Raw genomic sequence first — 26259 nt, forward strand, 5'->3', positions numbered from 1 at the left:
CCAGGTCCTGCTCAGCGCAGGTATCGCACTCTTCCTATGGCACCTCATCGCCGGTTTCAGAACCGGGGTCATGCATGCTGCCGGCTCCGTGTATATCAAAGCGGATCGACGGAAGGCACCCGCGCTGTACTGGAGTTTGGCCGCCTACAATTCTGCGTTCGCTGCTTGCGGGCTTACCCTCTTGCTTCACGGCGTGGCCGCGGATCTGCGAGGCTGAGGACGCGTCAGGGCAGCATTCTCCCCTTTCAGGCTCCTTGCATGCTTCGACGTGCAGGCTGCATACACCTCCCTCGCGGCTCGGGAGCAGACCATGGACGAAGACGAGATATCGGCGGAGCACGACGGCGCCACGCTGCTCTACGACTACTTCAAGCATCTCACCGGACTATGCCTGTTTTCACTGGGCGGCGTAGCCGCGCTGACGGACAAGCTGGCGGGACGATCGCTGGTGCTGCTGGTCCTCACCCTCCTCGTGATCGGGCTGGCGGGGCTTGTCTCCTTCACCGCGACCGGAAGCATCGTGGACTCGCGCTCCAAGGGCAAGCCGATCCGGCGCGACATCAGCTATTGTCGCCATGCGGCACCGCTGATGCTTTCGGTGGGCCTCGGCATGTTCCTCTATCTGTTCGTCACCGCGCGCGGCCACTGACCTGCGGGGCCACTGCGCCCGCTTCCTTCGCCGCCACCCCGCGCAAATAGCGCTGCACCGCGTCCACCTCGTCGGGCCGCAGCGCGTGGAGATTTTCCTTCACGATCGTGCCCATGAAGCCGACATCCCGCCCGCCTGCCCCAATGCCCTCGTGCAGCAGCCGCTGGAACTCCGCCGGCGCGTAGCTGGCCGCCATCGGCGCCAGCGGGGGCACGGGCTTGCCGTCATGGGCCCGCGGCTCGGTAAGCGCGTGGCATTCGGAGCAGAGCACCTGCGTCAGGTACCGCCCCGGATCGGCGGGGCGCTTCGCCACGCCGTGCGGATCGGCCACCACGCTCGGCCGGGTTTCGCCGGTGAGGATCTTCCAGCGGCCGACGGGGCCGAACCAGGTGGTCGCCAGCACGTCGCCGGGCGCGGGCCTCAGGCTGCGGGCCCAGGCGATGATCCGGCCGACATCGTCGTCGGCAAGGTATGTCATCGACCAGGCGGGCATGATGAAGACCGTCCGCCCCTCCTTCGTCATGCCCTGGCGGATCAGCCGGGCGAGTTCGGCGTCCGAGTAGCGCACGATGCTCCGCGCGATCGGCGGCGGGGCGACCTGCCCCTCGCGCCAGTCGACCGGCGTCCACACCGCGCCCTTGCCGTCGCCGTGGCAGCTCTTGCAGCCGGTGAGCGTCGCCAGCCGCGATCCCTCCGCAATCGAGGCGGCGTCGTGCGGCACCGCGATGGGGGCGAGCGGCACGGCATGGCTGCGGCGGATCACCCATTCGGAGGCGCCATAGAGCCCGCCCACGCCCGCTGCGACCAGCGCCGCCACGCCCAGCCCCAGTCGCGCCCAGATCCGCATCGCCATCCCCCCGGAAAACCGGGGGCGCTATGCCAGAAGCGCGCCGCCTTCGCCACGTTCCTTGGGCGAGACATAGGCCGGGTCGTGCGCGAAGGGCAGCGGCGCGCCGTCGCGCAGCGCCGCCAGCACCGCCGCGAAATCGGTCTCGCAGCGGAAGCCCAGCACGCGCTCGGCGAGCCCGGCATCATAAACCCGGCCGATGCGCGCCGGCAGCGTCCAGCCCCGCGCCGCATAGAGCGAGGCCGCCTCGGGGAAGGCCCGCGCGATCACCGCCGCGGCGTCGTGCTTGAGGTCGCCGGAGTCGGCCTGCGTGAACGGCGTCGGGGCGGAAATCACGAATACGCCGTGCCCCACTGCCGGCGCCCGCTCCAGCGCCACCAGATGCGCCCGCGCCGCATCCTCCACCGTCAGCCGGCGGTGGAGCAGCTCGTTGGCCTTGAGGTTCTCGCCCGAAGGCGTCGCATGGGTATCGTCGTCCTCGGGGAAGAAGCGGCTGGTGCGCAGCACTATCGTCGCCAGGCCCTGCTCGGCCGAGGCGATCCGGCACAGCCCCTCGGCGGCGAGCTTGGTGACGCCGTAGATGTTGCGGGGGGCAAGCGGCCCGCTGGTCTCGTCGAGCCACACCGCCGCGTCGCCCGCCTCGTCGCGGATCGCCTGGCTGATCATCAGCGAGGTGGTGGAGGTGAAGACGAACCGGTCATGCCCCGCCGCCGCCGCGCATTCGAGCAGGTTGAGCGTGCCGCCCACGTTCACGTCGATAAAGGTCTGCGCCGGATAGCGCACGATGTCCGGCTTGTGCAGGCCGCCGGCATGGATCACCGCCTCGATGCCGTGTTCGGCGAACACGCGTTCGACCAGCGCGCGGTTCGCGACCGAGCCTAGAACCTGCGTGTCCGTACCCGGCGCCACGTCGAGGCCGGTCACCGCATGCCCTGCCTGACGCAACATCGGCGCCAGGAAGCGCCCCAGCCAGCCCGATGATCCCGTGAGCAGCACCCTCATCCGTTTCGCGCTCCATATTTCCGCGCCAGCACCGCGCAGACGAACAGCTGGAGCTGGTGGAAGATCATCAGCGGCAGCACGATCAGGCTCACCGCGCCGCGGGGGAACAGGATGGTCGCCATCGGGATGCCGCTCGCCATGCTCTTCTTCGATCCGCAGAAGACGATGGCGATCTCGTCCTCGGTCGTGAAGCCGAGCCTGCGGCTGCCGACCATCGTCACGGCGATCACGATGCCGAGCAGCACCGCGTTGAACGCCAGCACCAGCGCGAGATCGGTAAGCGACACGCGGCTCCACACGCCGGCGACCATACCCTCGCTGAACGCCGCGTAGACGACGAGCAGGATCGATCCGCGGTCGACGACCATGGTCAGCGTCCGGTGCTTGAGGATGAACCCGCCGATCAGCGGCCGCGCCGCCTGCCCCGCCGCAAAGGGCAGCAGGATCTGCATCGCAATCGATTCGAGCTGGCCGAGCGAGAAGCCCGCGCCGCTGCCATGCGGCAGCAGCAGCGCTGCGAGCAGCGGCGTGATGATCACCCCGATCAGGTTGGAAAGCGAGGCGCTGCACAATGCCGCCGGCACATTCCCGCGCGCGATCGAGGTAAAGGCGATCGAGGACTGGACGGTAGAGGGCAGCAGGCAGAGGAACAGGATGCCGAGCGCAATCCCGCCCGGCAACACCTGCCCGGCCAGCGCATAGGCGCCTATCCCCAGCAGCGGGAAAAACAGGAAGGTGCTGAGGAACACGGTCAGCTGCAGCCGCCAGTTGGTCAGCCCCGCCCAGATCGCCGTGGGCGCCAGCCGCGCGCCATAGAGGAAGAACAGCAGCGCCACCGCGATCGTCACGGCCTCGTCGGCGATGTTCGCCCACATGCCCCGCGCCGGGAACAGCGCGGCCAGGCCCACCGTGCCCAGCAGCATCAACAGATAGGGATCGATCCAGCGACGAAGGGCGGCCATGCGGGTACTCACACCATGGAAACTGCGCCCGCCCATGCGCGCCGCTCCGGGCTCGTGCAAGCGCTCAGGCTGCAGCCGGCATCGCGCGCCGCTGCAACCGCTCGTCCGCATCCGCCCAATCGGTGCGACGGCGGACCAGGGGATTGAGGAACAGGAAGGGCAGCTTCACAAACAGCAGCTCGGAATGGATGAAGCTGTCCACCGCGCGCTCCCACCAGCGCGGCTCGCGCCTGCCATGCGCGCGCAGCCAGCCGTCATAGGGCGCCCAGTGGCTCGGCTCATCCTTCTCGATGATGCGGAAGATGCGGGTGAGCACCTTGTCGCTCAGCACCGCCGGGTGATTGAGCAGGACATGCACCTGGCGATGCCCGCGCTGCTCGGTCAGCGAGATCACCCGGCACAGCTTCTCGAACTGGGCATCGTCCTCGATCAGCTTTTGCGTATCGAGCGTATCGATGGTGCGGCGGAACATGATCTCGACGAAGCGATCGATATGGCCGAACGTCCGATCGAGCGACAGCGGCATGCGCCCCTGCAATTCGAACCAGCGCTTGAACATCTGATAGTGCTTGCGCTCGTCCGCCCGGTGCTTCTCGATCGCGGCGATCAGCGCGTGATCGTCCGGCGCGCGGGCGCGGACCGCCTCCAGCACCCGATCGATGCTCGTATAGCCGCGATGCTCGTTGTAGATGTAGATCGACCCCAGCAGGTCGAGATAGCGGCGGCGGAACGCGGAAACCATCGTTCAGACGCTATGCGCCTGATATATCTACGTCAATCGGCCGCCTTGACGAAGAACCGGTCGATCACGTCCTTGGCGAGCCGCGCCGGACGCTTGGTCTCGGCATCGAGGCAGCACCAGCTGGACTTCACCTCGGCCAGCACCTCGGAGCCGCGGCGGATCACGGTCTCGTAAAAGGCGCGCGCGCCCTGCACCTTCTCCAGCAGCACGGTGGCGACCACATCGTCCTCGAGGAAGGCCGGGCGGCGATAGGTGATCTCGTGCTTGAGCGCGACCCACAGATGCTCGGCCACAGCCTCGACCGGGGCCAGCGCCTGCCAGTGGCTCACCACCGCCGCCTGTACCCATTTCAGGTAAGAAGCGTTGTTGACATGCCCCATGAAGTCGATGTCGTCCTGGGCGACGTCGACCCGGAATTCGAAGGGAATCGCGGTGTTGCTCACCCCTGCATCATAGACGAGCGGGGCTGAACAAGCGAGCCGGGAGCAGACGAATTTCCCGGGGATCCAAGCCGGTGCTAAGAGCGGCGCATGCCGTAGCGGAAGTCGATCAGGCCGGGCCGATTTCCAGCCGCCTGGCCAGCGTATCGCGGCGCGCGTCGAGCTCGTGCCGGGCACGCTCGATCAGTTCCAGCTCGGTCGCCTCCAGCAGATCGTCGACCACGCCGCGCAGATGCCGGCGCATCGCCGACCGCGCGGCATGCGGATCGCGGGCATGAAGCGCATCGAGGATGGGGCGATGTTCGTCATAGCGCGGGTTCACGCCGTTGCGGCGGGCGCGATCGAACATGTTGGCGCACAGCGGCGAGCGGGTGCGCAGGTCCCATAGATATTCCACCACGCTGCGGATCGCGGAGTTGCCGGTCGCATTGGCCACCGCGATGTGGAAGCGGTGATCGGCATCGAACAGCGTCGCGTTGCCGGTGGCGGGGTCCGACATCTCGGCCGCGATGTGGTCGAGCTCGGCGAGCTGTTCCGGGGTGATCGACACCGCCGCCAGCGCCGCGGCCTCGCCTTCGAACAGGATGCGTGCCTCGGTCAGGTCGAACGCACCGATATCCAGGTTGAGCGCATCCTCGCGCAGCCCGCCCGAATTGTCGCGATGGGTGACGTACAGGCCCGATCCGTGGCGCGCCTCGATCCAGCCCTTCATCTCCAGCGCAATCATCGCTTCCCGGATCGTCGGACGGCTGACCTTATACTCCTCGGCCAGATCGCGCTCACCGGGGAGCCGCGTGCCGGGGGCCCAGCGGCCGGCTTCGATTCCGTCGGCGATCGACGCCGCCACGCGCTGGTAGAGTTTGCTGCGGTTGAGTTTCATCACCGTGTCTCATAGGCGAGCGACGGATTTTCGCAAAGCCTTTGGCCTTACCAATCAGTCCCGAAACCGATCGGGACGATAGCGCGCCGGATCCAGCGCGGGCGTCTCGCGCAGCAGCAACTGGCAGGCCAATCGGCTTGCCGCCGGCGCGGTCTGGATGCCGAAGCCGCCCTGCCCCGCGCACCAGAAGAAGCCGGGCGCTGCCGGATCATGGCCATAGACCGGCCGCCGGTCGGGCGCGAAGCTGCGCAGGCCCGCCCAACGATGCTCGAGCGCCGCAACCCGCCAGTCGACCACCTGCTCGAACCGATGGATGGCGGTGGCGATGTCGATTTCCTCGGGCGCGGCGTCGCAGGGCGGGCTGTCCACTTCGTCATGCGGCGTCAGCCAAAGCCGCCCGCCCGCCTCGGGCTTGAAGTAGAAGCTGCCGCCGAGATCACTGACCAGCGGACAGGCCGCCGGGGGCGCGGGATCGGTGCGCAACTGCACCATGGTGCGACGATAGGCGCGGATCCCGATCGGCGCGACACCGGCAAGGTGCGCCACCTCGTCGGCCCAGGCGCCGGCGGCGTTGACCAGCACCTCGGCGGCAAACGCACCGGCGCGGGTGTCCAGCTGCCAGACGCCCCCTCCCCGCGTCGCGCCGGTCAGCGCCGCCGAGCAGTGGAGCATCGCCCCCGCTGCGCGGGCACGGGCGAGAAACCGCTGATGCAGCGCAGCCACGTCGATATAGGCACAGCCGGGCTCGTGCACGCCGAGCGTCCAGTCGTCCCGCAGACCGGGAACCAGCGCCCGCGGATCGACGGCATGGAGCGCCACCCCGCTGCCCTCGAATGCGGCGAGAAAGGCATCGACCTGCGCCTGGCCACCCGCGCGGGCGAGGTGGAGCTCGCCGAGCGGGTCCAGAAACCCGCCGTCGCGCAGCGCCGGGCCGGAGGCCGTGGTGAGCGGCTGGATGTCCGGCCCGCCATAGGTTTCGGACCAGAAGGCCGCCGAACGCCCCGTCGCGTGATAGCCGGGGCGATCCTCCGCCTCCAGCAGCAGCACGCGCGCGTGCGGCGCCAGTTCCGCAGCCAGGCTCGCGCCGGCGATGCCGGCGCCGACGATCGCCACATCGTAACGGGTCACCGGCGCGGCGCCCGCGTGTCGAGAAAACGCTGGATTGCGCCCAGTGCGCGGTCCCGCACCGGATCGGCCTCGCGCAGGATCTCGTGCGCGCTTTCGGGGCCGAAGCGCAGTATCTCCGCATCGGGCAGCCGCGGCGCGATGCGCAGCGCTGCGCGGGGGTCGACCAGCCCGTCCGCCTCGGCCACGAGCAACAGCAGCGGCGTGTGCACCGCCTCGATCGGACCCGCTTCGAGATCGGCCATCGATCGGAATGCCTCGACCAGCCACTGCCAGCTCGGCGGCCCGGTCAGCAGCGCGCGGTCCTGCGCCTGCCACCACAGCTCGTCGGCATAGCGATCGGGATCATGGGTGAGCAGATTGGCCCGCGTCTCGGTGGTATAGGGCTTCTCGTTGCCCTTCCAGGCCGGGCGGCGCGGGTCGCCGAGCCGCGACAGCAATCGCGCCATCGGCGCCGCCAGCCGGCCGAGCCCGCTGCGCACGCCCAGCATCGGCGCGATCAGCACCGCCGCATCGGGAACGATCGCCCCCTCCGCCAGCCCGCGCAACACCAGATGCCCGCCCATCGAATGCCCCATCACGACATGCGGGCCGGGCGTCTCCGCCATCCACCGCGCGGCGAACGCGCGCAGATCGGCGACATAGGCTGCGAAATCGTCGATATGCCCGCAATTGGCCTTGGGGGTCAGCCGTCCCGAGCCGCCCTGGCCGCGCCAGTCGAACGCGGTGATCGTCCAGCCCTGCGCATGCCAGTGGGCGAAGCTCTCCAGATATTTCTCGAACACGTCGCCGCGGCCGGTCTGGAACAGGATGCTGCCGCGGCCGTCGGCGGAGGGCCAGTGGAAGCGCCGGAGCAGCCAGCCATCGGCCGCGGACCAGCGATCGACGTTCGCGCCGGCGGGGATTTCGCGTGCTGTATTCCGGGAAACTGCCATGTGCCGTGGTTACGGTTTCGTAAGCGGGTCCGTCTACCCACTTGCGCCATGGGGGCGATCTTCCAGGCTTGTATGCTCGGCGCGCTGGCGCTGCTCCTGGTATCCGCCGGGGTGGAGGACGTGCGCTTCCGCACCATCGCCAACGCCAAGAACCTCGCGATCGCGCTTGCCGCACCGCTGTGGTGGTGGGCGACCGGCATGGCGCTGTGGCCCGATATTGCCATCCAGATCGGATGCGCCGCCCTCGTCTTCGCGCTGTTTGTCGGCGCCTTTGCGCTGGGCATGATGGGGGGCGGTGACGTGAAGCTGATCGGCGCGCTGGCGCTGTGGCTGCCGCTGCTGCCGCTGCTGCGGATGCTGCTGCTGATGTCGCTGCTGGGCGGCGCGCTCACGCTGCTGATGCTGGTGGGGACATGGATCCGGCGGCGCGGATCCGCGTCCATCGAGGTGCCGTACGGCGTGGCGATCACGCTGGCGGCGCTGATTGTCCTTTGCGAACCGATTCTTAACCGAATTGGATGATGCTTAACGCCGCCAATACCGGGTCGGCCAAAGAAGAATGTGAAAAGGCGTGAAGCGAGATGGACGCACGTAGGCTATTGCTGCTGGTAGGTGCGCTGGTGGTCGCTGCGATCACGGCGTTCATGGCGCGCAGCCTCGTCGTGGGTACGCCCGCGCCCGTCGCCGGTGCGATGCCGAACGGCGCCGTGGCCGCGCCGCCGCCGCCGCCAGTCAACACCACCGAAGTGCTGGTCGCCAAGCGCGCGCTGCCGGTGGGTACCATCCTCGATCCCACCGCGCTGGAATTCCGCCCGTGGCCCAAGGATCTGGTGCAGGGCGCCTATTTCGTGCGCGGCCAGAGCGAGCCCGCCAAGCTGCAGGGCACCGTGGTCCGCTTCGCCGTGCCGGCCGGCCAGCCGGTAACGCAGGGCGCGCTGGTCAAGCCCGGGGACCGCGGCTTCCTCGCCGCCGCGCTGGGCCCCGGCATGCGCGCGGTGACCGTGCCCGTCTCCGCCCAGAGCGCGGTGGCCGGCTTCGTCTTCCCCGGCGACCATATCGACCTGATCCTGACCCAGACCGTGTCCGGCGACGGCCCGCCGCTGCGCGCCTCGGAAACCGTGCTGCGCAATCTGCGCGTGCTTGCCACCGACCAGCGCACCGACAAGCAGACCGACGACAAGGGCAAGACCGTCGTCGTCGGCTATTCCACCGTCACCGTCGAGGCGACGCCCAAGATCGCCGAGAAGATCGCGGTGGCGCAGACCGTGGGCACCCTGTCGCTGTCGCTGCGCTCGCTTGCCGACACGCAGAGCGATCTCGACGAGGCGATCGCCAGCGGCGCGGTGAGCGTCCCCGACGATCCCGCCAAGGAGAAGGCGTTCCTCGCCCGCGCCGCCAGCCGCCCCCAGGACGACGGCGACAGCTATGTCACCGGCGCGGACGTGTCGCGCTTCCAGCGGCGAACCGTGCCCGCCAAGGAAAGCGGGCAGCCCGGCGAGACGATGGGCGGCCCCGCCCCCGCACCGGCGGCGGGCTATTCGGGCGCGACACCGAAGGCGACCGGCCCGGTGGTGCGCGTCGTGCGCGGCAGCGATGCCAGCATCGTCACCGTCAGCGGAAAGAACTGAAATGCAGCGCACCCTCCTCCTCGGCGTAGGCGCTGTCGCGGCCCTGATCGCCTGCCAGCCCGTGCCCGCGCAGACCCGGTCCGCCAAGCCGGTCGCACGCATGGCGCAGCTGCCCGCGGGCAGCCAGCGGCCGACCCGCGACGTCGTGCTGTCGATCGGCGAGGGCGAGCTGGTCACGCTGCCGGCCGCCGCCGCCAATGTCTGGACGTCCAATCCCGGCGTCGCCGACGTCTATGTCGCGAGCAGCCGCCAGATCCACCTCTATGGCAAGGCCTTTGGCGAGGCGACGGTGTTCGCTACCAACGCGGCGGGCGCGGTGGTCTATTCGGCCAATGTCCGCGTCAGCCAGAACATCAGCAGCATCGATGCGATGATGAAGGCGGCGATGCCCGACTCGGACATAAGCGTCACCACGGTGGGCCAGATCGCGGTGATCAACGGCACGGTGCGCTCGCCGCAGGACAGCGAGCAGGCGCAGCGGCTGGTCACCAGCCTGCTCAACCCCGGCGTGAAGGTCGACGATGCCAGCGCACCGCTGAAGATCGGCGTGGTCAACCGGCTGCGCACCGCAACCCCGCTGCAGGTGCAGCTGCAGGTGCGCTTCGCCGAGGTGAGCCGCAGCTTCGTCAAGAACCTGAACGTCAATCTGACCAACCGCGACCATGGCAGCGTCCTGTTCGGAATCAGCCAGGGCAAGCAGGGATCGATCACCACCTGGACCGGGGATACGCAGGACTCCGCCAGCGGCGCGGTGAAGGGCGACAAGGTGTTCACCTTCCCCAGCCCCAGCACGGGCAGCACGCTGCTTGGCGCGGCGGGCCATTTCCTCGGCACCGATCTGCTCGCCAGCCTCGATTTCGGCGAGACGATCGGGCAGGTCTCCACGCTCGCCACGCCCAGCCTTACCGCGCTCTCGGGCGAGACGGCGAACTTCCTGGCCGGCGGCGAGATCCCGATCCCGATCGCCCAGGCGCTCGGCACGACGACGGTCGAATACAAGCAATATGGCGTGAGCCTGGCCTTCACCCCCACCGTGCTGGCCGACGGGCGCATCTCGCTGCACGTCCGGCCCGAAGTCTCGCAGCTTTCCTCCTCGGGGGCGGTGACGCTGGCCAATACCACGATCCCCGCACTCACCACCCGACGCAGCGAAACCACGGTCGAGCTCGGCTCGGGCGAGAGCATGGTGATCGGCGGGCTGCTGCAGAACACCCACAACAACTCGATCACCAAGACGCCGGGCCTCGGCGACATGCCGATCCTGGGGGCGCTGTTCCGCTCCAACGGCTTCCAGCGCAACGAAACCGAGCTGGTGATCGTGATCACGCCCTATCTCGTGCGCCCGGTGAACGCCAACCAGATCCGCCTGCCGACCGACGGCTACAAGGCGCCCAATGATTTCGACCGCATCTTCCTGGGCGAACTTGCCGGCGGGAAGAGCGGTGGAGAGCGGCCGATGCCCCGCATGGCGCCGCAGGGTGCCTCCACCCCGCCGACCGATGCGCTGGCGCCCGCGCCGGTCGCGCCGTCCCGTTCGGGCCGCAAGTCCAGGGGCGCCGCTACGCCCGGCTTCGGCCTGTGATGCGTTCGTTCAGGAGAACCGCCTTGTTCCCGCGCCCTGCCCTCGCCCTCGTCGCCCCCGCGCTGCTGCTGACCGGATGCGCCGGCTATAACGGCAGCCTGGATTCGGTGCACCAGCCGGTCGTCAGCCGGCAGGATCTGACGCTGGACCTGCAGGCATCGAACGGCCGCCTGGCACCGGGCGAGGACCGGCGCCTCGCCGAATGGATGGGCGCGATGAACCTGCGCTACGGCGACCGGCTGGCGATCGACGACGGCGCGGACGGCAGCACCGGCCGGGTGGACGTCGCCGCCGCTGCCGGACGCTACGGGCTGATGCTGGCGGACCGCGCGCCCGCGACCGGCCGACCCGCCGGGTCGGACAGCGTTCGCGTGGTGCTCACCCGCACCACCGCCAGCGTACCCGGCTGCCCCGATTATTCGCACCCGACGATGATGACCGCGGATGCCAGCACCAGCTCCAATTTCGGGTGCGCGACGGCGGCCAATCTCGCGGCGATGATCGCCGATCCGGCCGATCTGGTGCGCGGTGCCCCCGGCGCCCCGACCGCCGACACGATGACGATGAGCAAGGCGATCGGCGCCTATCGCGCGGCCACGCCCTCTGGCGCCGGCGGCACGGCGGTGAAGGCGGAGTCGGCGGGAGGGCCGAAGTGAACGCGCCGTTCAACCCGGCCCGCGCGGCAAGCCGCGAACCGTTCACCGCGTTCGTCTGCGACGAGGGCACCGCCGAACTCATGCGGCCGATCACGGTCGAGCTCGGCTGGTCGCCGGAGAAGGTCAACAAGGGCGGCCTGCGCAACGCGGTGCAGACGCTGGCGGTCTCCGCCAGCCCGAACATCCTGTTCGTCGACCTCTCCGAATCCGGCGACCCGCTCAACGACATCAACGCGCTGGCCGAGGTGTGCGAGCCCGGCACGATCGTGCTGACCGCCGGCGCGGTGAACGATGTGCGGCTCTACCGCGACCTGATCGCCAGCGGCATCCAGGATTATCTGCTCAAGCCGATCAATCCGGACATGCTGCGCGACGCCTTTCTACAGGCGCAGACCGCGCTCAACGCGCCCAAGCATGTGGAAGCGAGCGTCGGCCGGCCGCATGCGACGCTGGCGGTGATCGGCACACGCGGCGGCTGCGGCGCGACCAGCATCGCCGCGTCGCTCGCCTGGCTGATCAGCGAGCGGGAGGCCCGCACCACCGCGCTGCTCGACCTGGACGTGCATTTCGGCACCGGCGCGCTGGCGCTCGATCTGGAACCCGGCCGCGGCCTGACCGATGCGATCGAGAATCCCAGCCGCATCGACGGGCTGTTCATCGAACGCGCGATGGTGCGCGCCTCCGAACGGCTCGCGGTGCTCTCCGCCGAGGCGCCAATCAACGCGCCGATGCTGGGCGACGGCGCCGCCTTCTACCAGCTGCAGGAGGAGATGCGCGGCGCGTTCGAATGCACCGTGACGGACCTGCCGCGCCAGATGCTGGTGCAGCACCCCCACCTGATCGCCGACGTGCAGGTGGCGGTGCTCGCCACCGAACTGACGCTGGCCGCCGCACGCGATGCCATCCGCATCCTCAGCTGGTTCAAGTCGAACGCGCCCCAGACGCAGCTGTTCATCGTCGCCAACAAGGTGCCGCAGGCGGGGCTGCTGGAGATCAGCCGCAAGGATTTCGAGGGCTCGATCGAGCGCCGCATCGATTTTGTCGTGCCGTTCGAGCCGAAGATCGCCAGCCAGGCTGCCAAGCTGGGGAAGACGATGGCCGAGGTGGGCAAGAACCAGCGCGGTTTCGCACCGCTGACGGAGCTCAGCCGCCGCATCCTCGAGATCACCGATGCCGGCGAGGAAGGCGAGGCCAAGGCGGCCGCCAAGGGCGGATCGCTGCTCAGCAAGCTCGGCGACCTCAAGGCGCTGATGGCGAGCAAGAAGAAATAGCGCGATGCCGCTGCTGCCGCTCCTGATGGTGGGTCTTGGTGCCGCGCTGGTGCTGGCGCTGCTGGTGCTGGCGCTGTCCGGCCCTTCGGCGCAGCGTGCCAGCGCGCGCCGGCTCACCTCGCTGCGCGACCGGCATCTGGTGAGCGCGACCGGCGCCAATGCGATGGAGGCGCAGCTGCGCCGCATCTCGACCGCCCAGGCAAGCGGTCTCGAACAGACCCTCACGCGGCTGCTGCCCAATCAGGAGCAGCTCGAAAAGCGGCTGGCGATGACCGGCAAGAGCTGGACGCCCGGCCAGTACGGCCTTGCCACGCTGGGACTTGGCCTGGCGGCGGCGGTGCTGCTGCTGGTGAAGGGCGCGCCGCTGCTGCTGGCGCTGGTGTTCGGCGCATTCCTCGGCCTCTGGCTGCCGCATTTCGTGGTCAGCCAGTTCATCAAGCGCCGCATCGCCAAGTTTACCGCCGCCTTTCCCGACGCGATCGATCTGCTCGTCCGCGGCCTGCGCTCCGGCCTGCCGATCACCGAGACGATGGGTGTGGTGGGGCAGGAAATCGACGGGCCCGTCGGCGACGAGTTCCGCAGCATCAGCGACAAGATGAAGATCGGCCGCACGCTCGATGCCGCGCTGCAGGAGACCGCGGACCGGCTCGGCACGCCGGAATTCCAGTTCTTCACCATCACCATCGCGATCCAGCGCGAGACGGGCGGCAACCTCGCCGAGACGCTGAACAACCTGTCCGACGTGCTGCGCAAGCGCGCGCAGATGAAGCTGAAGATCAAGGCGATGTCCTCGGAGAGCAAGGCCTCGGCGCTGATCGTCGGCTCGCTGCCGTTCATCGTCTTCGGCCTGATCTGGTTCATCAACAACAACTACATGATGCACTTCTTCACCGATCAGCGGCTGATCGTCGCGGGCGGCGGCGGCCTCGTGTGGATGGGCCTTGGCGTCTTCATCATGGCCAAGATGGTCAATTTCGAGATCTGACGGCGATGGAACCCACCGGCCCCACCCTGCTCGGCATCGACGTCACCTGGATCGCGACGATCCTTTCCGGCATCGCCGCCGCCGCCGTGCTCGTCGCCATCTATGCCGCCACCACGGTGCGCAACCCGATGTCGCGCCGGGTAAAGGCCCTGAACGAACGCCGCGAGGAGCTGAAGGCCGGCATCGCCGCCACCCCTTCCAAGCGCCGGGTCAAGCTGGTCCAGCGCAGCGACACCACCGACCGCATCCGCCATCTCCTCTCGACCCTCAAGGTGCTGCAGGACGAACAGCTCAAGGTCGCCCAGCTCAAGCTGCTGCGCGCAGGCATTCGGCGGCGCGAATGGGCGGTGGGCGTGATCTTCGGCCGGCTGGTGCTGCCGATCCTGATCGGCGGGCCGATGCTCTATTTCGTCTATGGCACCGGCGAATTCGCCGACTGGTCGCCGCTCAAGGCCTATGGTCTGGTCGCCGGCAGCTTCATCCTCGCCTACAAATTCCCCGATCTCTACCTCAAGAACCGCATCCAGAAGCGCAGCGACGCGATCCGCAAGGGCCTGCCCGATGCGCTCGACCTGCTGGTGATCTGCGCCGAGGCGGGACTGACGGTGGACGCCGCCTTTGGCCGCGTCGCCAAGGAACTGGGGCGTGCCTATCCGGAACTGGGCGAGGAGTTCTCGCTCACCGCGATCGAGCTGGGGTTCCTCACCGATCGCCGCGCCGCGTTCGAAAATCTGGCGCTGCGCATCGATCTGGAGGCAGTGCGCGGAGTCGTCACGACGATGATCCAGACGGAGAAGTACGGAACCCCGCTGGCATCGGCGTTGCGCGTACTTTCTGCAGAATTTCGCAATGAAAGGATGATGCGGGCGGAAGAAAAGGCCGCCCGGCTGCCGGCGATCATGACCGTGCCATTGATCCTGTTCATCCTGCCGGTGCTGTTCATCGTGATCCTCGGCCCTGCGGCATGCTCGATCAACGATGCGTTGATGCGCTGATCGACACGGAACCTTGGCTGGCGTGACCGGTTGTGGGCGAGACCCTCGGAGCCCCTAGCCATGAACGATCTGCCTTACACCACGCCGCTGCAGTTCCTCGGCCTTGCGCTCGCCCTGCTCGCAGGGTGGCTGCTGGGTCTGGCAAGCAACCGGAGCGGACGGAAGTGGCGCGATCGCTTCGAGGCCGAGGAAGCGGCGCACCAGGCGCTGCGCGACGAGCTGGGGGCCGCGAACACGCGCATCCGCGATCTCGAAGCGGCAAATTCGCGCCTTGAGCGCAACTTGCAGGACCGCCGCCCGACGCCGGTCGCCGACACCACGCCGGACAAGCGCGACTCGGCGATGCGGAGCTGGTTCTATGGCGGCACCGACGTGCTCGCGCATATCCGCGGCATCGACGAACATCGCGAGCGTCAGCTCAACCAGCTGGGCATCCAGCATTTTCGCGACATCGAGAACCTGCCTCGTGAGGACGAACTGCCGCTGGAAGAGCGGCTGGGCCTGCCGCGCGGCACGATCGTCGAGGAGAATTGGCGCGAGCAGGCGGCGCTGCTGCGCGCGGGTCGTACCGACGAGCATGCCCGCCGCTTCGGCCAGCACGCATAAGGCAAGCAGGCACCTAGCGCCGGGCCTAGCTCGGGCCCGGGGTATATTCGCGCAACGCGGCGACCAGCGCGATCATGTTATCGGCACTCGTGACGCGCGCCGGCACAACCAGCGCATGTGCCGGCGCAATCATTACATAGAGCCGCGACCCGACCGTCCGCACGGGCCCGATCGTCGACCACTTATAGGTTGTGCGAAGGACCGGCGTTTCCGCCACCAGTCCGTCGGGGCTCCAGCAAAGCTCGATATGGCGCATGTTCTTGGGCGACCGTAGCGCGGGCGCGACCAGGAATAGCAACGCCGGCAGCGCCGCACCGAGCGACAACATCGTGCCATCCCCGTCCGCCAAACCGAGGATAATCAACAAAAACGCTACGGCGAGGATCAACCAGGATTTCCAGCGCGTCGCCCTGGATCCCGTCACGAACGAGATCACCAGTGCAGCGGCGACGAGATCGCGCCGGCCGAGCGCATAGGGACCCACCGTCTCGAAGCGCATCTGCTCAGCGCACGCCGGCGGGCGTCAGGATCGCGGCGGTGTAATTCTCCACCACCTCGGCCAGTACCTGCCCCGCATCGTCCAGCACCAGCGCCCGATGGCGCAACACATACGGTGCGACGCCGGCAAGCACCTGCTCCAGCGGCCGGCGGTGCGGATGAAGCGGGCGGATCACGGCGCCGAAGGGCGTGTCGCCCTGCTCCAGCGCCGCGTTCATCTCCGGGGTGAGGCGGGAAGGCACGTACCAGTTTTCGGCGACCGAGAGCGCCACCCCGGCGCAGGTGAGCCTGACGCTGCGATACACGACCCGCGCATCCGGCCCGATGCCAAGCCGTTTGCGCTGCTCGGCGCTGGGCGCCTTGACCGCCGTGCGGTCCACCTCCGCGACGATCGGCCCGCCGCAACGACGCTCCAGCACCGCGGTGGCGGTAGGGCTGGCGAGAAGCTCGCGGCTGAGTGCTGCCGCATCGTCCGTCGCTACCGCTACCGCCACTATCAGCATCACTTTCCTCTTATGGCCGCCTGCGCTGCCGCGAGCCGCGCGATCGGCACGCGATAGGGCGAGGCCGAGACATAATCGAGCCCCGTCTTCTCGCAGAACGCGATCGAGGCCGGATCGCCACCATGTTCGCCGCAGATGCCCAGCTTGATGTCGCCCCGCGTCGCGCGGCCGCGCTCGGCGGCGAGCGCGATCAGCTGGCCAACGCCCTCCACGTCGAGGCTCACGAACGGATCCTTGGCGTAGATGCCCTTCTCGACATAAGTCGTCAGGAAGCGCGAGGCGTCGTCGCGGCTCACGCCCAGCGTGGTCTGGGTGAGGTCGTTGGTGCCGAACGAGAAGAAGGCGCCGACCTCGGCGATCTCGCCCGCCATCAGCGCCGCGCGCGGCAGCTCGATCATCGTGCCGACCAGATAGTCGAGCGTGCGGCCCTTCTCGGCGAACACCGCCTGTGCGGCCTTGTCGACCACCGCCTTCATCAGTTCCAGCTCGCGCTTGGTGGCGACGAGCGGGATCATCACTTCGGGCACCGGCGCCGCACCCGACTTCTCCGCGACCGCAATCGCCGCCTCGAAGATCGCGCGCGCCTGCATCTCGTAGATTTCAGGGTACGTCACGCCGAGGCGGCAGCCGCGATGGCCGAGCATCGGGTTGAACTCGTGCAGCTCGGCCGCGCGGCGCTTGAGGGTGTCGACGTCCACCCCCGCTGCCGTGGCGACTTCGGCGAACTCGGCCTCTTCGTGCGGCAGGAATTCGTGGAGCGGCGGATCGAGCAGGCGGATCGTCACCGGCAGGCCGGCCATCACCTCGAAGATTTCGAGGAAGTCGCTGCGCTGTTCGGGCAGCAGCTTCTCCAGCGCGGCACGACGGCCGGCCTCGTTCTCGGCGAGAATCATCTGGCGGACGGCGGTGATACGCGCCGAATCGAAGAACATGTGCTCGGTGCGGCACAGCCCGATGCCCTCGGCGCCGAACTCGCGCGCGGTGCGGCAGTCGAGCGGCGTCTCGGCGTTGGTACGGACCTTGAGGCGGCGGACCTCGTCGGCCCAGGCCATCAGCGTGCCGAAATCGCCCGACAGCTCGGGCTGCACGGTCGGCACCTGGCCGGCCATCACCTCGCCGGTGGCGCCGTCGATGGTGACCATGTCGCCCTCGCGGACCTCGCGGCTGCCGACGCGCATCACCTTCTCGCGCGCATTGATCGACAGGCTGCCCGCACCGGAGACGCAGGGACGGCCCATCCCGCGCGCCACCACCGCCGCATGGCTGGTCATGCCGCCCCGTGCGGTGAGGATGCCGCGCGCCGCGTGCATGCCGTGAATGTCCTCGGGGCTGGTCTCGACGCGGATCAGGATCACGGAGTCGCCGGCATTGGCGCGCTTTTCCGCCGTATCGCTGTCGAACACTGCGAGGCCCGAAGCCGCGCCCGGCGAGGCGGGCAGGCCCTTGGTCAGCACGTCGCGCGGCGCCTTGGGATCGAGCGTCGGGTGGAGCAGCTGGTCGAGCGCGGCGGGGTCGACGCGCAGGATCGCCTCTTGCCGTGTGATCAGCCCCTCATTCGCCATGTCGACCGCGATCTTGAGCGCCGCCTTGGCGGTGCGCTTGCCGCTGCGCGTCTGCAGCATCCACAATTTGGCGCGCTCGACGGTGAACTCGATGTCCTGCATGTCGCGATAGTGCGTTTCGAGCCGGTCAAACACCGCCGCCAGCTCGCCATACACCTCGGGCATCGCCTCTTCCATCGAGGCGGGCTTGGCGCCTGCCGCCTCGCGGGCGGTCCTGGTCAGATACTGCGGGGTGCGGATGCCGGCGACAACGTCCTCGCCCTGCGCGTTGATCAGGAACTCGCCATAATAGGCGCGCTCGCCGGTCGAAGGATCGCGGGTGAACGCCACGCCCGTCGCCGAGGTGTCGCCCATATTGCCGAACACCATCGCCTGCACGTTCACCGCCGTGCCCCAGTCGGCGGGAATGTCGTTCAGGCGGCGATAGACCTTGGCGCGCTCCGACTGCCAAGAGCCGAACACCGCACCGATCGCGCCCCAGAGCTGGTCGTGCACGTCCTGCGGGAACGGCTTGTTCCACAGCTCCTCGACGATCGCCTTGTACTCGGCAACCAGCGCCTGAAGGTCGGTGGCCGACAGCTCGGTATCGAGCGTGAAGCCGCGATCTTCCTTGGCGATTTCCAGCGCTTCCTCGAACCGGCCATGGTCGAGGCCCAGCACCACGTCCGCATACATCTGGATGAAGCGGCGATAGCTGTCCCAGGCGAAGCGGTCGTCGCCGCTCGTCGCGGCCAGGCCCTGCACCGTCTGGTCGTTGAGGCCGAGATTGAGGACGGTATCCATCATCCCCGGCATCGAGACGCGCGCGCCCGAGCGCACCGAGACCAGCAGCGGATCGGCCGCGTCACCGAACGTCTTCTCGGTGATGCCTTCGATATGCGCGATGCCGCCCGCGACCTCCGCCTTCACGCTCTCCGGGAAGGTCTCGCCCTCCTCATAATAACGCGTGCACATCGCGGTGGAGATGGTGAAGCCCGGCGGCACCGGCAGCCCGATCGAGGCCATCTCGGCAAGGTTGGCGCCCTTGCCGCCCAGCAGAAACTTGTCCCCCGCACCACCGTCCGAAACACCACCGCCGAAGCGGTACACATATTGCGTCATTCTGATCCCCTTCCGATCGAAAGCGCCCCTTCGAGACAAAAGGGGCGCTACCGCAGCTGCGAAGACGGAGGAACCGCTGATTACGTTGTCGGTGCCGGTTTATTTCGGAACAATGGCAGTTTCTGGCCAATTTTACCGAAGATTAATCGTACAATTAACCCCTCAACCTTCGATCTTGGCGAAGTCTGCCACCTTGTGCACTGCATCACGCATCCGCGCGAGCAGGCCGAGACGCGCGGCGCGCTTGACCGGATCGGCGTCGTTGACCGTCACCTGGTCGAAGAAAGCGTCGATCGGCGCGCGCAGGATGGCGAGCGCGGCCATCGCGTCTTCGAACTGCTCGGCTTGAATCGCGGCGGTCGCCTTGGGCTCGGCGGCGTCGAGCGCTGCGGCGAGCGCGGCCTCGGCGGGTTCGGGCGCGGGGTTGACGGCGCCGGCTTCCCATTCCTCCTTCTTGAGGATGTTCGCCGCGCGCTTGTAGCCGGCGAGCAGGTTGGCACCGTCCTCGGTGCCGACGAACGCCTGCAGCGCCTTCACCCGCGCGAGCAGCCGGACGAGATCATCCTCGCCGCCGAGCGCGAACACCGCATCGATCAGGTCGTGGCGGACACCGGCTTCGCGCTGCTGGACCTTGAGGCGGTCGGCGAAGAACTCGAGTACGTCCTGGCTGACCGAGCGGAGCAGCGGGGAGCGCAGCCCGTTGTCGAGCAGGATGGCGAGCACGCCGAGCGCCGACCGCCGCAATGCGAACGGATCCTTGGAGCCGCTCGGCTTGAGGTCGACACCGAAGAACTGCGTGATGCTGTCCAGCTTGTCCGCCAGCGCCACTGCCACCGTCTCCGGATCGGTGGGGACGTCGTCGCCCTGCCCGACCGGCTTGTAGTGATCGCGGATCGCCGCGGCGACCGCCGGGTCTTCCCCTTGCGCGGCGGCGTAATAGCCGCCCATCAGGCCCTGCAGCTCGGGGAACTCGCCCACCATGCCGGTGACGAGATCCGCCTTGGCCAGTTCTGCCGCGCGGCGCGCGAGCGCCGGGTCGCAGTTCGGCACGATCTTCTCGGCCGCCAGCCACTCGGCCAGCTTGGCGACGCGCGCGACCTTGTCGGCCACCGTGCCCAGCTTCTCGTGGAAGACGATCTTCTCGAGCTTCTGCACTTGATCGGCGAGCGGCACCTTGAGGTCCGTCTCGTAGAAGAAGCGCGCGTCGCTCAGCCGGGCCGCCAGCACCTTCTGGTTGCCCGCGACGATCTTCTCGCCGCCATCGGCCGCGTCGATGTTCGCCACGCAGACGAACGCGTTGGCCAGCGTGCCGGCGCTATCGCGGCACACGAAATACTTCTGGTTCACCCGCGCGGTGAGCTGGATCACCTCGGGCGGCACCGCGAGGAAGGCCTCGTCGAAGCGGCCGAGCAGCGGCATCGGCCATTCGGTCAGCCCGGCATTCTCGAACAGCAGGCCCTCGTCCTCGATCAGGCTGAGCCCGGCCTTCTGCGCCGCCATCTTGGCGCCCAGCGCGATGATGTTGCGCCGCTCGGCACCGTCAACAATGACATGGCAGGCCCGCAGCTTTTCGACATAGTCGTCGGCCGACCCGATGGTGATGGCACCCGGGTGGTGGAAGCGATGCCCCACCGTCGCGGCACCGCTGGCAACGCCGGCGATCTCGCAGGGCACTACGTCGCTGCCGAACAGCGCGACGATGCCCTGCAGCGGGCGCACCCAGCGCAGGCTTTCGGTGGAGAGCGAGTCCGCCCCCCAGCGCATCGACTTGGGCCAGGGGAAGGCGCGGATCACCGCGGGGATCGCGGCCGCCAGCACTTCGGCGGTCGCGCGGCCGGGCTTGTCGACGATCGCGAACAGCACGCCGTCGCGCTCGACCAGCTGGTCGGCGGTGAGGCCGGTCTTGCGCAGGAAGCCTTCCAGCGCCTGGGGCGGCGCGCCGACGCGCGGGCCCTTGGTCTCCTCGGAGACGGCGGCGGTCTCGGCGGGCAGGCCCTTGAGGATCAGCGCCAGCCGGCGCGGCGTGGCATAGCTGATCGTCTCGGCAGCCTTGAGGCCGGCCTTGTCCAGCTCGGCGGCGAACAGGCGGGCGAGATCCTCCCGCGCCTTTTCCTGCATGCGCGCCGGGATTTCCTCCGAGCGGAGTTCGAGAAGAAAGTCCGTCACGCTGCCCACCCGTTCTTTTCCATCCACGCCGTGCAGGCGCCCTTCGCCAGATCGCGCACCCGGCCGATATAGGCCTGGCGCTCCGCCACCGAGATCACGCCGCGCGCGTTCAGCAGGTTGAAGATGTGGCTCGCCTCGATCGCCTGCTCATAGGCCGGGATCGGCAGCTTGGCCTCCAGCGAGCGCTCGCACTCCGCGGCGGCCTTGCGGAACAGATCGAACAGCGCGTCGGTATCGGCGATCTCGAAGTTCCACGTCGACATCTCGCGCTCATTCTCCAGGAACACGTCGCCGTACGTCACGCCTGCATCGTTGAAGGCGAGGTCGTACACGCTGTCCTTGTTCTGGATGTACATGGCGAGGCGCTCGAGCCCGTAGGTCAGCTCCCCGGCGACCGGCTTGCAGTCATAGCCCCCCATCTGCTGGAAATAGGTGAACTGGGTGACTTCCATCCCGTCGCACCACACTTCCCAGCCCAGGCCCCAGGCGCCGAGCGTCGGCGATTCCCAGTCGTCCTCGACGAAGCGGATGTCATGGCGGGTAAAGTCGATGCCGATCGCGGCGAGGCTGCCGAGGTACAGCTCCTGCAGGTCGGGCGGGCTCGGCTTCAGGATCACCTGATACTGGTAGTAGTGCTGGAGCCGGTTGGGGTTCTCGCCGTACCGGCCGTCGGTCGGGCGGCGGCAGGGCTGGACGAAGGCGGCGTTCCACGGCTCCGGCCCCAGCGCGCGCAGCGTGGTGGCGGGGTGGAAGGTGCCGGCGCCCATGCGCATGTCATAGGGCTGCAGGATCAGGCAGCCGCGCGTGCTCCAATAGTCATGGAGCGTCAGGATCATGCGCTGGAAGCTGAGAGGTTCGGACAAGTTGGTCACCCTGTTAGGTTTGGGGAGCGCTTTGGCGCAGGGCGCGGAGGGGGTCAACCGGGGGTGGGAAGCTGGCCCCTCGCTCGCAGCCGTCATCCCGGCGGCCGCCTTTCGTCATCCCGGCGAAAGCCGGGATCCATTGGGGTCCCCGGCGCGGCTCCATCTGTGACGGCGTGGCGAATGGATCCCGACTTTCGTCGGGATGACGGCTTGTGGCGTCGGGATGACGGCTTAGGGGAGTCGGAACGACCCGTTGACTCCCCCACCCCCGCCCCGCCAAGCCCGCACCCATGTTCCGCGCGTTCCTCCTTGCCGCCCTGTTCCTCCTCGGCAGCTGCGGCGCCGCACCGCGCGAGGCCAAGCCCGCGCTCTGGGCGGTGCGCGATGGGGATACGACGGTCTATCTGTTCGGCTCCGTCCACCTCCTCCCCCCGGATCTGCGCTGGTTCCAGGGGAGGATCCGCACCGCCTTCGAGGCGAGCGACACGCTGGTCCTCGAACTCGTGATGCCGCCCGATGCCGAAACCCAGGCGCTGCTCGACCGGCTCGGCCGCACCCCCGGCGACGCGACCGTCGCGGCCCTGCCCGCGCCCGACCACGCCAGGCTCGAAGGCGCGCTGCGCGAGGCCGGACTCGCCCCGTCGGCGCTGGATCGCGACGAACCGTGGCTGGCCGCGCTGACCCTGTCGCTGCTCCCGCTCCGGAACCTCGGCTATGACGATGCGAAGGGCGTCGAGCAGGTCCTCCGGGCGGCCGCGACGAAGGCGGGCAAACAGGTTGCGGGGCTGGAGACCGCCGACCAGCAATTCGGCTATTTCGACCATCTCTCCGCCGCCGCGCAGCGCCGCCTGCTCGACGATACGGTGGAAGGGCTGCCCAAGACCGGCGCGACGATCGACGCCGCGGTCGCCGCGTGGAGCAAGGGCGACGCCGACGCGCTGGCGGCCCGGCTCAACGCCGATCTCGCCGGCAACCCCGAGCTGCGCGACACGCTGCTCCTTCGCCGCAACCGCGCCTGGGCGGACTGGATCCGCAGCCGGATGCGCACGCCGGGCACGGTGTTCGTCGCGGTCGGCGCGGGCCATCTGGCAGGGGACGCGAGCGTGCTGGCATTGCTGTCCAGGGCCGGGCTGACGGTGGAACGCCTTCAATGAAAGCGTTTCCTCCCCCGGAGCGCAGCTCCTGGGGGCGGAAACCCTGATCGGCGCCCAACACCTGCCTTGCGATTCCCCCCCGTCTCGACTATAGGCGCGCGCTTGTCGTGGCAGGGTCATCCCTGGAGGCCTGCCGCTGCATGCACGTTGAAACATTTAGCGCATTGGAAATCGACACATGAGCGACACGCTTACGCTGTCGGCCGAAACGCGCGACCGGGCTGGCAAGGGAGCCTCCCGGGCGCTGCGTCGTGAAGGCCGCGTCCCCGCCGTGATCTATGGCAACAAGCAGGATCCTGCGAGCATCCACGTCAACGAGCGTGAACTGCAGAAGCTGCTGAACACCGGCCACTTCTTCAACTCGGTGATCATGGTCAATGGCGAGCGCACGCTGGCCAAGGACGTCGCCTTCGACGTCGTGACCGAGCGTCCGCTGCACGTCGACTTCCTGCGCATCTCCGAGCACGCGACCGTCACCGTCGAAGTGCCGATCGTGTTCGTCGACGAAGACGAGGCCCCCGGCCTGAAGCGCGGCGGCGTGCTCAACATCGTCCGCCACGAGCTGGAGCTGGTGGTCGACGCGGCAGAAATCCCCGACCAGATCGAGATCTCGGTCAAGGGCCTCGAAGTCGGCGATTCGCTGCACATCTCGGCCGTGACCCTGCCCAAGGGCGCGACCCCCTCGATCACCGACCGCGACTTCACCATCGCCACCGTCGTCGCGCCGTCGGCGCTGAAGTCGGCCGATGGCGAAGCGGACGCCGAGTCGGCCGAGGGCTGATCGGCCTTCCCTTCACGGGTTCAAAAGATCGCCTCCGCGCCTTAGGTGCGGGGGCGATTTTGTTTTTCGGGAGTGTGGGTGATGCAGCTGTGGGTGGGTCTCGGCAATCCGGGGCCGCAATATGCGATGCACCGCCACAATGTCGGCTTCATGGTTCTCGACGCGCTGGCCGAGGTGCACGGCTTTTCGGCACCCAAGAAGCAGTTCCAGGGCTGGACCCAGGAAGGCCGCATCGGCAGCGACAAGATCGTGCTGCTCAAGCCCGGCACCTTCATGAACGAAAGCGGTCGGGCGGTGCGCGCCGCGATGGACTTCTACAAGCTGTCACCGGAGGACGTCACCGTCTTCCACGACGAGCTCGACCTGCTGCCGATGAAGGTGAAGGTGAAGCGCGGTGGCGGCACCGCGGGGCATAACGGCCTGCGCTCGACCGACGCGCATCTGGGGCCGGAGTTCCGCCGGGTACGCCTCGGCATCGGCCATCCCGGGCACAAGGACCGGGTGACCGGCTATGTGCTCGGCAACTACGCCAAGGCGGAAATCGAGCCGCTGACCGACATGCTCGGCGCGATCGCGGCGGAGGCGTCCTGGCTGGCGGCGGGCGACGACGTCCGCTTCATGAACGAGGTGGCGCGGCGGATGCAGGATTGAGCTAACCCGCGACTAGTGGTGGAAAGCCGCCATCGCGGAGCCTCGCGGCCTGGTAATCAATCGCCATCGTCGGCAACAAGCGGTTGGCCATGCTCACCTCGCTTCCAGTTCGTTGGAAGCGCCCGGTTTGCGCTGAAGCCGAACGTCACGTGGCTTTTGACGCATCTAACGATACGAATGTCGTTTTCCGTCGACGGCAGGTAGACCTCTTCGCCTGACAAACCATGGCTCACCACCGTGAATCCTTTCACGCCGCAAAGACGTAAGGCCTCTCCCAGACGTATAGCCGATGCGCCGCTCTTCTGACTTGGGTTGATGCTTTCTGGAACGAGATCGTCCGCGCCATGTAGCCAAAGATAAAGGTTCGGAATCGTTTCCACGCCGTCGGCGGGCTCCATCGAACACGCAGGCAACATCAGGAGTGCTGTGGAAATCAGGATGCGGCGCTGGTCCACCCCATCATGATGGCGGCAACGTATTACGACTGCAACTGGGCGGAAGCAGCCAATCTCGCGACGCGCAAAGAAAAAGGGGCCCGGTCGCCCGAGCCCCTTCCCCTGTACCGTTGAAGCAGCAGCTTACTGCTTCTTGCCGACCAGTTCGCCGACGATGCGGGTATCCGCGCCGTTGATCGTGCCCGATGCGCCGAACACCACGCCGATGTTCGCGCCCTGCAGGCCGTAGAAGCTGCCGGCGATGGTGCCGGTGGCCGCGCCGCCGCTGACGAAGCTGCCGTTGAACTGGTTGAGGCCGATCGGGATCGCCGCCTGCGCGCTCAGCGTGGTGTAGGCGGTTTCGGCGCCGCTGTCCGGCACGCGGGTCAGGTTCAGCGTGGTGGTCACCAGGCCGGTGGCGAAGTTCACGCTCACCGTCGCGGTGCCGCCGACGCGGGTCAGCGTCGTCGCGTTGTTCGCCACGCTGATCGCGCGGCCGACGATGCGGGTGGTGTAGCTGGCGGTGCCGGTGGTCGGCACGTCATAGGTCAGCGTCGGATAGCCCCACACCGAATAGGTCAGGCGCTTCTGGCCGGTGGTCGAATCGCCGCGCCACCAGTTGGCGTAGCTCACCGTGGTCAGCGAGCCGAGCAGCGCGTCGGTCGCGGTGGTGATCGCCTTGTTGCTGGTGTTGTTGAGCAGTTCCAGCTGGGCGAAGTTGCCCGCCAGCGCGCCGGTGGCGGTGTTGGTGCTGCGGAACGAGAATTCCAGCGCGGTGGTGACCGGCGTCACCAGGATGTTGGTGTTGGTGAAGCGCGATTCCTCGGCGGCTTCGTCGAACACATAGGTGCCGGTGGTCACGTCGGGCGCGGTGGCGAGCTTGACGCGGGTGGTCAGCGTCTCGGTCGCGGTCACGCCGAGCGTCACCGCACCCGTTGCGGGATCGCCGGTGTAGCTGGTGGTCGCGTTGAGCGTGTTGAACTCGGCGGCGGCGGTCAGGGGGAAGGCGGTGTAGGTCGGCGTCGGCGTGGGGGTCGGCGTCGGCGAGCTGGTCGGCGTGGGCGTTGCAGTCGACGAGGAGCTTCCGCCGCCGCAGCCGGCCAGCGCGACCGCGGCCGCAGCCGTACCCATCATCACAATACGGCGAATCATACCAAAACTCCTCGTGAACCTGCGCGTGCAGGAAAGACCGTGCTGCCCCTGTACCCCAGATGAACGGCCCTGCGTCAAGGCCGGACGGA

27 protein-coding genes are annotated in these 26259 nt (G+C 68.2%); 12 read left to right on the plus strand and 15 right to left on the minus strand.

The window, feature by feature from the left end:
- The first annotated feature begins 310 nt into the window (after positions 1-310).
- Positions 311-649, plus strand: coding sequence for a hypothetical protein (locus tag OIM94_RS08130; protein ID WP_264609557.1), 339 nt, complete (start codon positions 311-313; stop codon positions 647-649).
- Here OIM94_RS08130 and OIM94_RS08135 read toward each other — a convergent pair.
- From OIM94_RS08135 to OIM94_RS08170, 8 genes are all read right to left on the minus strand, one after another.
- Positions 630-1502, minus strand: a complete 873-nt coding sequence (locus OIM94_RS08135) for a c-type cytochrome (protein WP_264609558.1) — start codon at positions 1500-1502, stop codon at positions 630-632. The two genes, OIM94_RS08130 and OIM94_RS08135, sit on opposite strands and share 20 nt — an antisense overlap.
- Positions 1503-1523: 21 nt before the next feature.
- A complete protein-coding gene (locus OIM94_RS08140) occupies positions 1524-2498 on the minus strand; it encodes an NAD-dependent epimerase/dehydratase family protein (RefSeq protein ID WP_264609559.1) in 975 nt (324 codons plus the stop codon).
- Positions 2495-3460, minus strand: coding sequence for a bile acid:sodium symporter family protein (locus OIM94_RS08145; protein WP_264609560.1), 966 nt, complete (start codon positions 3458-3460; stop codon positions 2495-2497). The genes OIM94_RS08140 and OIM94_RS08145 overlap by 4 nt, the downstream gene beginning before the upstream one ends.
- Before the next feature lie 64 nt (positions 3461-3524).
- Positions 3525-4202, minus strand: a complete 678-nt coding sequence (locus tag OIM94_RS08150) for a ferritin-like domain-containing protein (protein ID WP_264609561.1) — start codon at positions 4200-4202, stop codon at positions 3525-3527.
- A gap of 32 nt (positions 4203-4234) precedes the next feature.
- Positions 4235-4582 carry an acyl-CoA thioesterase gene (locus OIM94_RS08155; RefSeq protein ID WP_264609865.1) on the minus strand — a complete coding sequence of 116 codons (348 nt, stop codon included), beginning with the start codon at positions 4580-4582 and terminating at the stop codon, positions 4235-4237.
- A 169-nt stretch (positions 4583-4751) separates the two neighbouring features.
- Entirely contained in the window at positions 4752-5522 is a 771-nt protein-coding gene (locus OIM94_RS08160; RefSeq protein ID WP_264609562.1) for a FadR/GntR family transcriptional regulator, read from the minus strand.
- Between the two features lie 54 nt (positions 5523-5576).
- Positions 5577-6650 (minus strand): NAD(P)/FAD-dependent oxidoreductase, encoded by a 1074-nt coding sequence (locus tag OIM94_RS08165; RefSeq protein WP_264609563.1) that lies wholly within the window; start codon positions 6648-6650, stop codon positions 5577-5579.
- The gene (locus OIM94_RS08170; protein WP_264609564.1) at positions 6647-7582 is read right to left on the minus strand and encodes an alpha/beta fold hydrolase; all 936 of its coding nucleotides are present in this window, start codon (positions 7580-7582) and stop codon (positions 6647-6649) included. The genes OIM94_RS08165 and OIM94_RS08170 overlap by 4 nt, the downstream gene beginning before the upstream one ends.
- A 48-nt stretch (positions 7583-7630) precedes the next feature.
- Between OIM94_RS08170 and OIM94_RS08175 the strand changes: the two genes are divergently transcribed.
- From OIM94_RS08175 to OIM94_RS08210, 8 genes are read left to right on the plus strand one after another with little or no spacing between them, the layout of a single operon-like run.
- Positions 7631-8104, plus strand: coding sequence for a prepilin peptidase (locus OIM94_RS08175; RefSeq protein ID WP_264609565.1), 474 nt, complete (start codon positions 7631-7633; stop codon positions 8102-8104).
- Positions 8105-8163: 59 nt separating this feature from the next.
- Positions 8164-9210 (plus strand): Flp pilus assembly protein CpaB, encoded by a 1047-nt coding sequence (cpaB, locus tag OIM94_RS08180; RefSeq protein WP_264609566.1) that lies wholly within the window; start codon positions 8164-8166, stop codon positions 9208-9210.
- Position 9211: 1 nt separating this feature from the next.
- Positions 9212-10792, plus strand: a complete 1581-nt coding sequence (locus OIM94_RS08185; protein WP_264609567.1) for a type II and III secretion system protein family protein — start codon at positions 9212-9214, stop codon at positions 10790-10792.
- A gap of 23 nt (positions 10793-10815) precedes the next feature.
- The gene (locus tag OIM94_RS08190) at positions 10816-11448 is read left to right on the plus strand and encodes a CpaD family pilus assembly protein (RefSeq protein ID WP_264609568.1); all 633 of its coding nucleotides are present in this window, start codon (positions 10816-10818) and stop codon (positions 11446-11448) included.
- Entirely contained in the window at positions 11445-12719 is a 1275-nt protein-coding gene (locus tag OIM94_RS08195) for a pilus assembly protein CpaE (RefSeq protein WP_264609569.1), read from the plus strand. The genes OIM94_RS08190 and OIM94_RS08195 overlap by 4 nt, the downstream gene beginning before the upstream one ends.
- Positions 12720-12723: 4 nt before the next feature.
- Complete coding sequence (locus tag OIM94_RS08200) at positions 12724-13704, plus strand: type II secretion system F family protein (RefSeq protein ID WP_264609570.1); 981 nt, start codon at positions 12724-12726, stop codon at positions 13702-13704.
- Positions 13705-13709: 5 nt separating this feature from the next.
- Entirely contained in the window at positions 13710-14699 is a 990-nt protein-coding gene (locus OIM94_RS08205) for a type II secretion system F family protein (RefSeq protein WP_264609571.1), read from the plus strand.
- A gap of 60 nt (positions 14700-14759) precedes the next feature.
- On the plus strand, positions 14760-15305 hold the full coding sequence (locus OIM94_RS08210; RefSeq protein WP_264609572.1) for a hypothetical protein: 546 nt from the start codon (positions 14760-14762) through the stop codon (positions 15303-15305).
- A 25-nt stretch (positions 15306-15330) separates the two neighbouring features.
- Here OIM94_RS08210 and OIM94_RS08215 read toward each other — a convergent pair whose 3' ends face one another.
- The 5 genes from OIM94_RS08215 to OIM94_RS08235 all read right to left on the minus strand — a co-directional run bounded on the left by OIM94_RS08215 (position 15331) and on the right by OIM94_RS08235 (position 21971).
- A complete protein-coding gene (locus OIM94_RS08215) occupies positions 15331-15804 on the minus strand; it encodes a YcxB family protein (protein ID WP_264609573.1) in 474 nt (157 codons plus the stop codon).
- Between the two features lie 4 nt (positions 15805-15808).
- Entirely contained in the window at positions 15809-16306 is a 498-nt protein-coding gene (locus tag OIM94_RS08220) for a chorismate--pyruvate lyase family protein (RefSeq protein WP_264609574.1), read from the minus strand.
- A complete protein-coding gene (ppdK, locus tag OIM94_RS08225) occupies positions 16306-18969 on the minus strand; it encodes a pyruvate, phosphate dikinase (RefSeq protein WP_264609575.1) in 2664 nt (887 codons plus the stop codon). The genes OIM94_RS08220 and ppdK overlap by 1 nt, the downstream gene beginning before the upstream one ends.
- A 162-nt stretch (positions 18970-19131) precedes the next feature.
- Positions 19132-21135, minus strand: a complete 2004-nt coding sequence (gene glyS, locus OIM94_RS08230) for a glycine--tRNA ligase subunit beta (RefSeq protein ID WP_264609576.1) — start codon at positions 21133-21135, stop codon at positions 19132-19134.
- Positions 21132-21971, minus strand: coding sequence for a glycine--tRNA ligase subunit alpha (locus tag OIM94_RS08235; RefSeq protein WP_264609866.1), 840 nt, complete (start codon positions 21969-21971; stop codon positions 21132-21134). The genes glyS and OIM94_RS08235 overlap by 4 nt, the downstream gene beginning before the upstream one ends.
- A gap of 317 nt (positions 21972-22288) precedes the next feature.
- On the opposite strand from OIM94_RS08235, the gene OIM94_RS08240 reads away from it, so the two are divergent.
- From OIM94_RS08240 to pth, 3 genes are all read left to right on the plus strand, one after another.
- Positions 22289-23152 carry a TraB/GumN family protein gene (locus tag OIM94_RS08240; protein WP_264609577.1) on the plus strand — a complete coding sequence of 288 codons (864 nt, stop codon included), beginning with the start codon at positions 22289-22291 and terminating at the stop codon, positions 23150-23152.
- A 178-nt stretch (positions 23153-23330) separates the two neighbouring features.
- Entirely contained in the window at positions 23331-23933 is a 603-nt protein-coding gene (locus OIM94_RS08245) for a 50S ribosomal protein L25/general stress protein Ctc (RefSeq protein ID WP_264609578.1), read from the plus strand.
- Between the two features lie 81 nt (positions 23934-24014).
- Complete coding sequence (gene pth, locus OIM94_RS08250) at positions 24015-24584, plus strand: aminoacyl-tRNA hydrolase (RefSeq protein WP_264609579.1); 570 nt, start codon at positions 24015-24017, stop codon at positions 24582-24584.
- A gap of 56 nt (positions 24585-24640) precedes the next feature.
- Here pth and OIM94_RS08255 read toward each other — a convergent pair whose 3' ends face one another.
- Both OIM94_RS08255 and OIM94_RS08260 read right to left on the minus strand, forming a co-directional pair.
- Positions 24641-25039 carry a hypothetical protein gene (locus OIM94_RS08255; RefSeq protein WP_264609580.1) on the minus strand — a complete coding sequence of 133 codons (399 nt, stop codon included), beginning with the start codon at positions 25037-25039 and terminating at the stop codon, positions 24641-24643.
- Between the two features lie 123 nt (positions 25040-25162).
- Positions 25163-26170, minus strand: a complete 1008-nt coding sequence (locus OIM94_RS08260; protein WP_264609581.1) for a transferrin-binding protein-like solute binding protein — start codon at positions 26168-26170, stop codon at positions 25163-25165.
- Positions 26171-26259: the final 89 nt, after the last annotated feature.

The sequence above is a fragment of the Sphingomonas sp. R1 genome, assembly GCF_025960285.1.
GTDB lineage: Bacteria > Pseudomonadota > Alphaproteobacteria > Sphingomonadales > Sphingomonadaceae > Sphingomonas.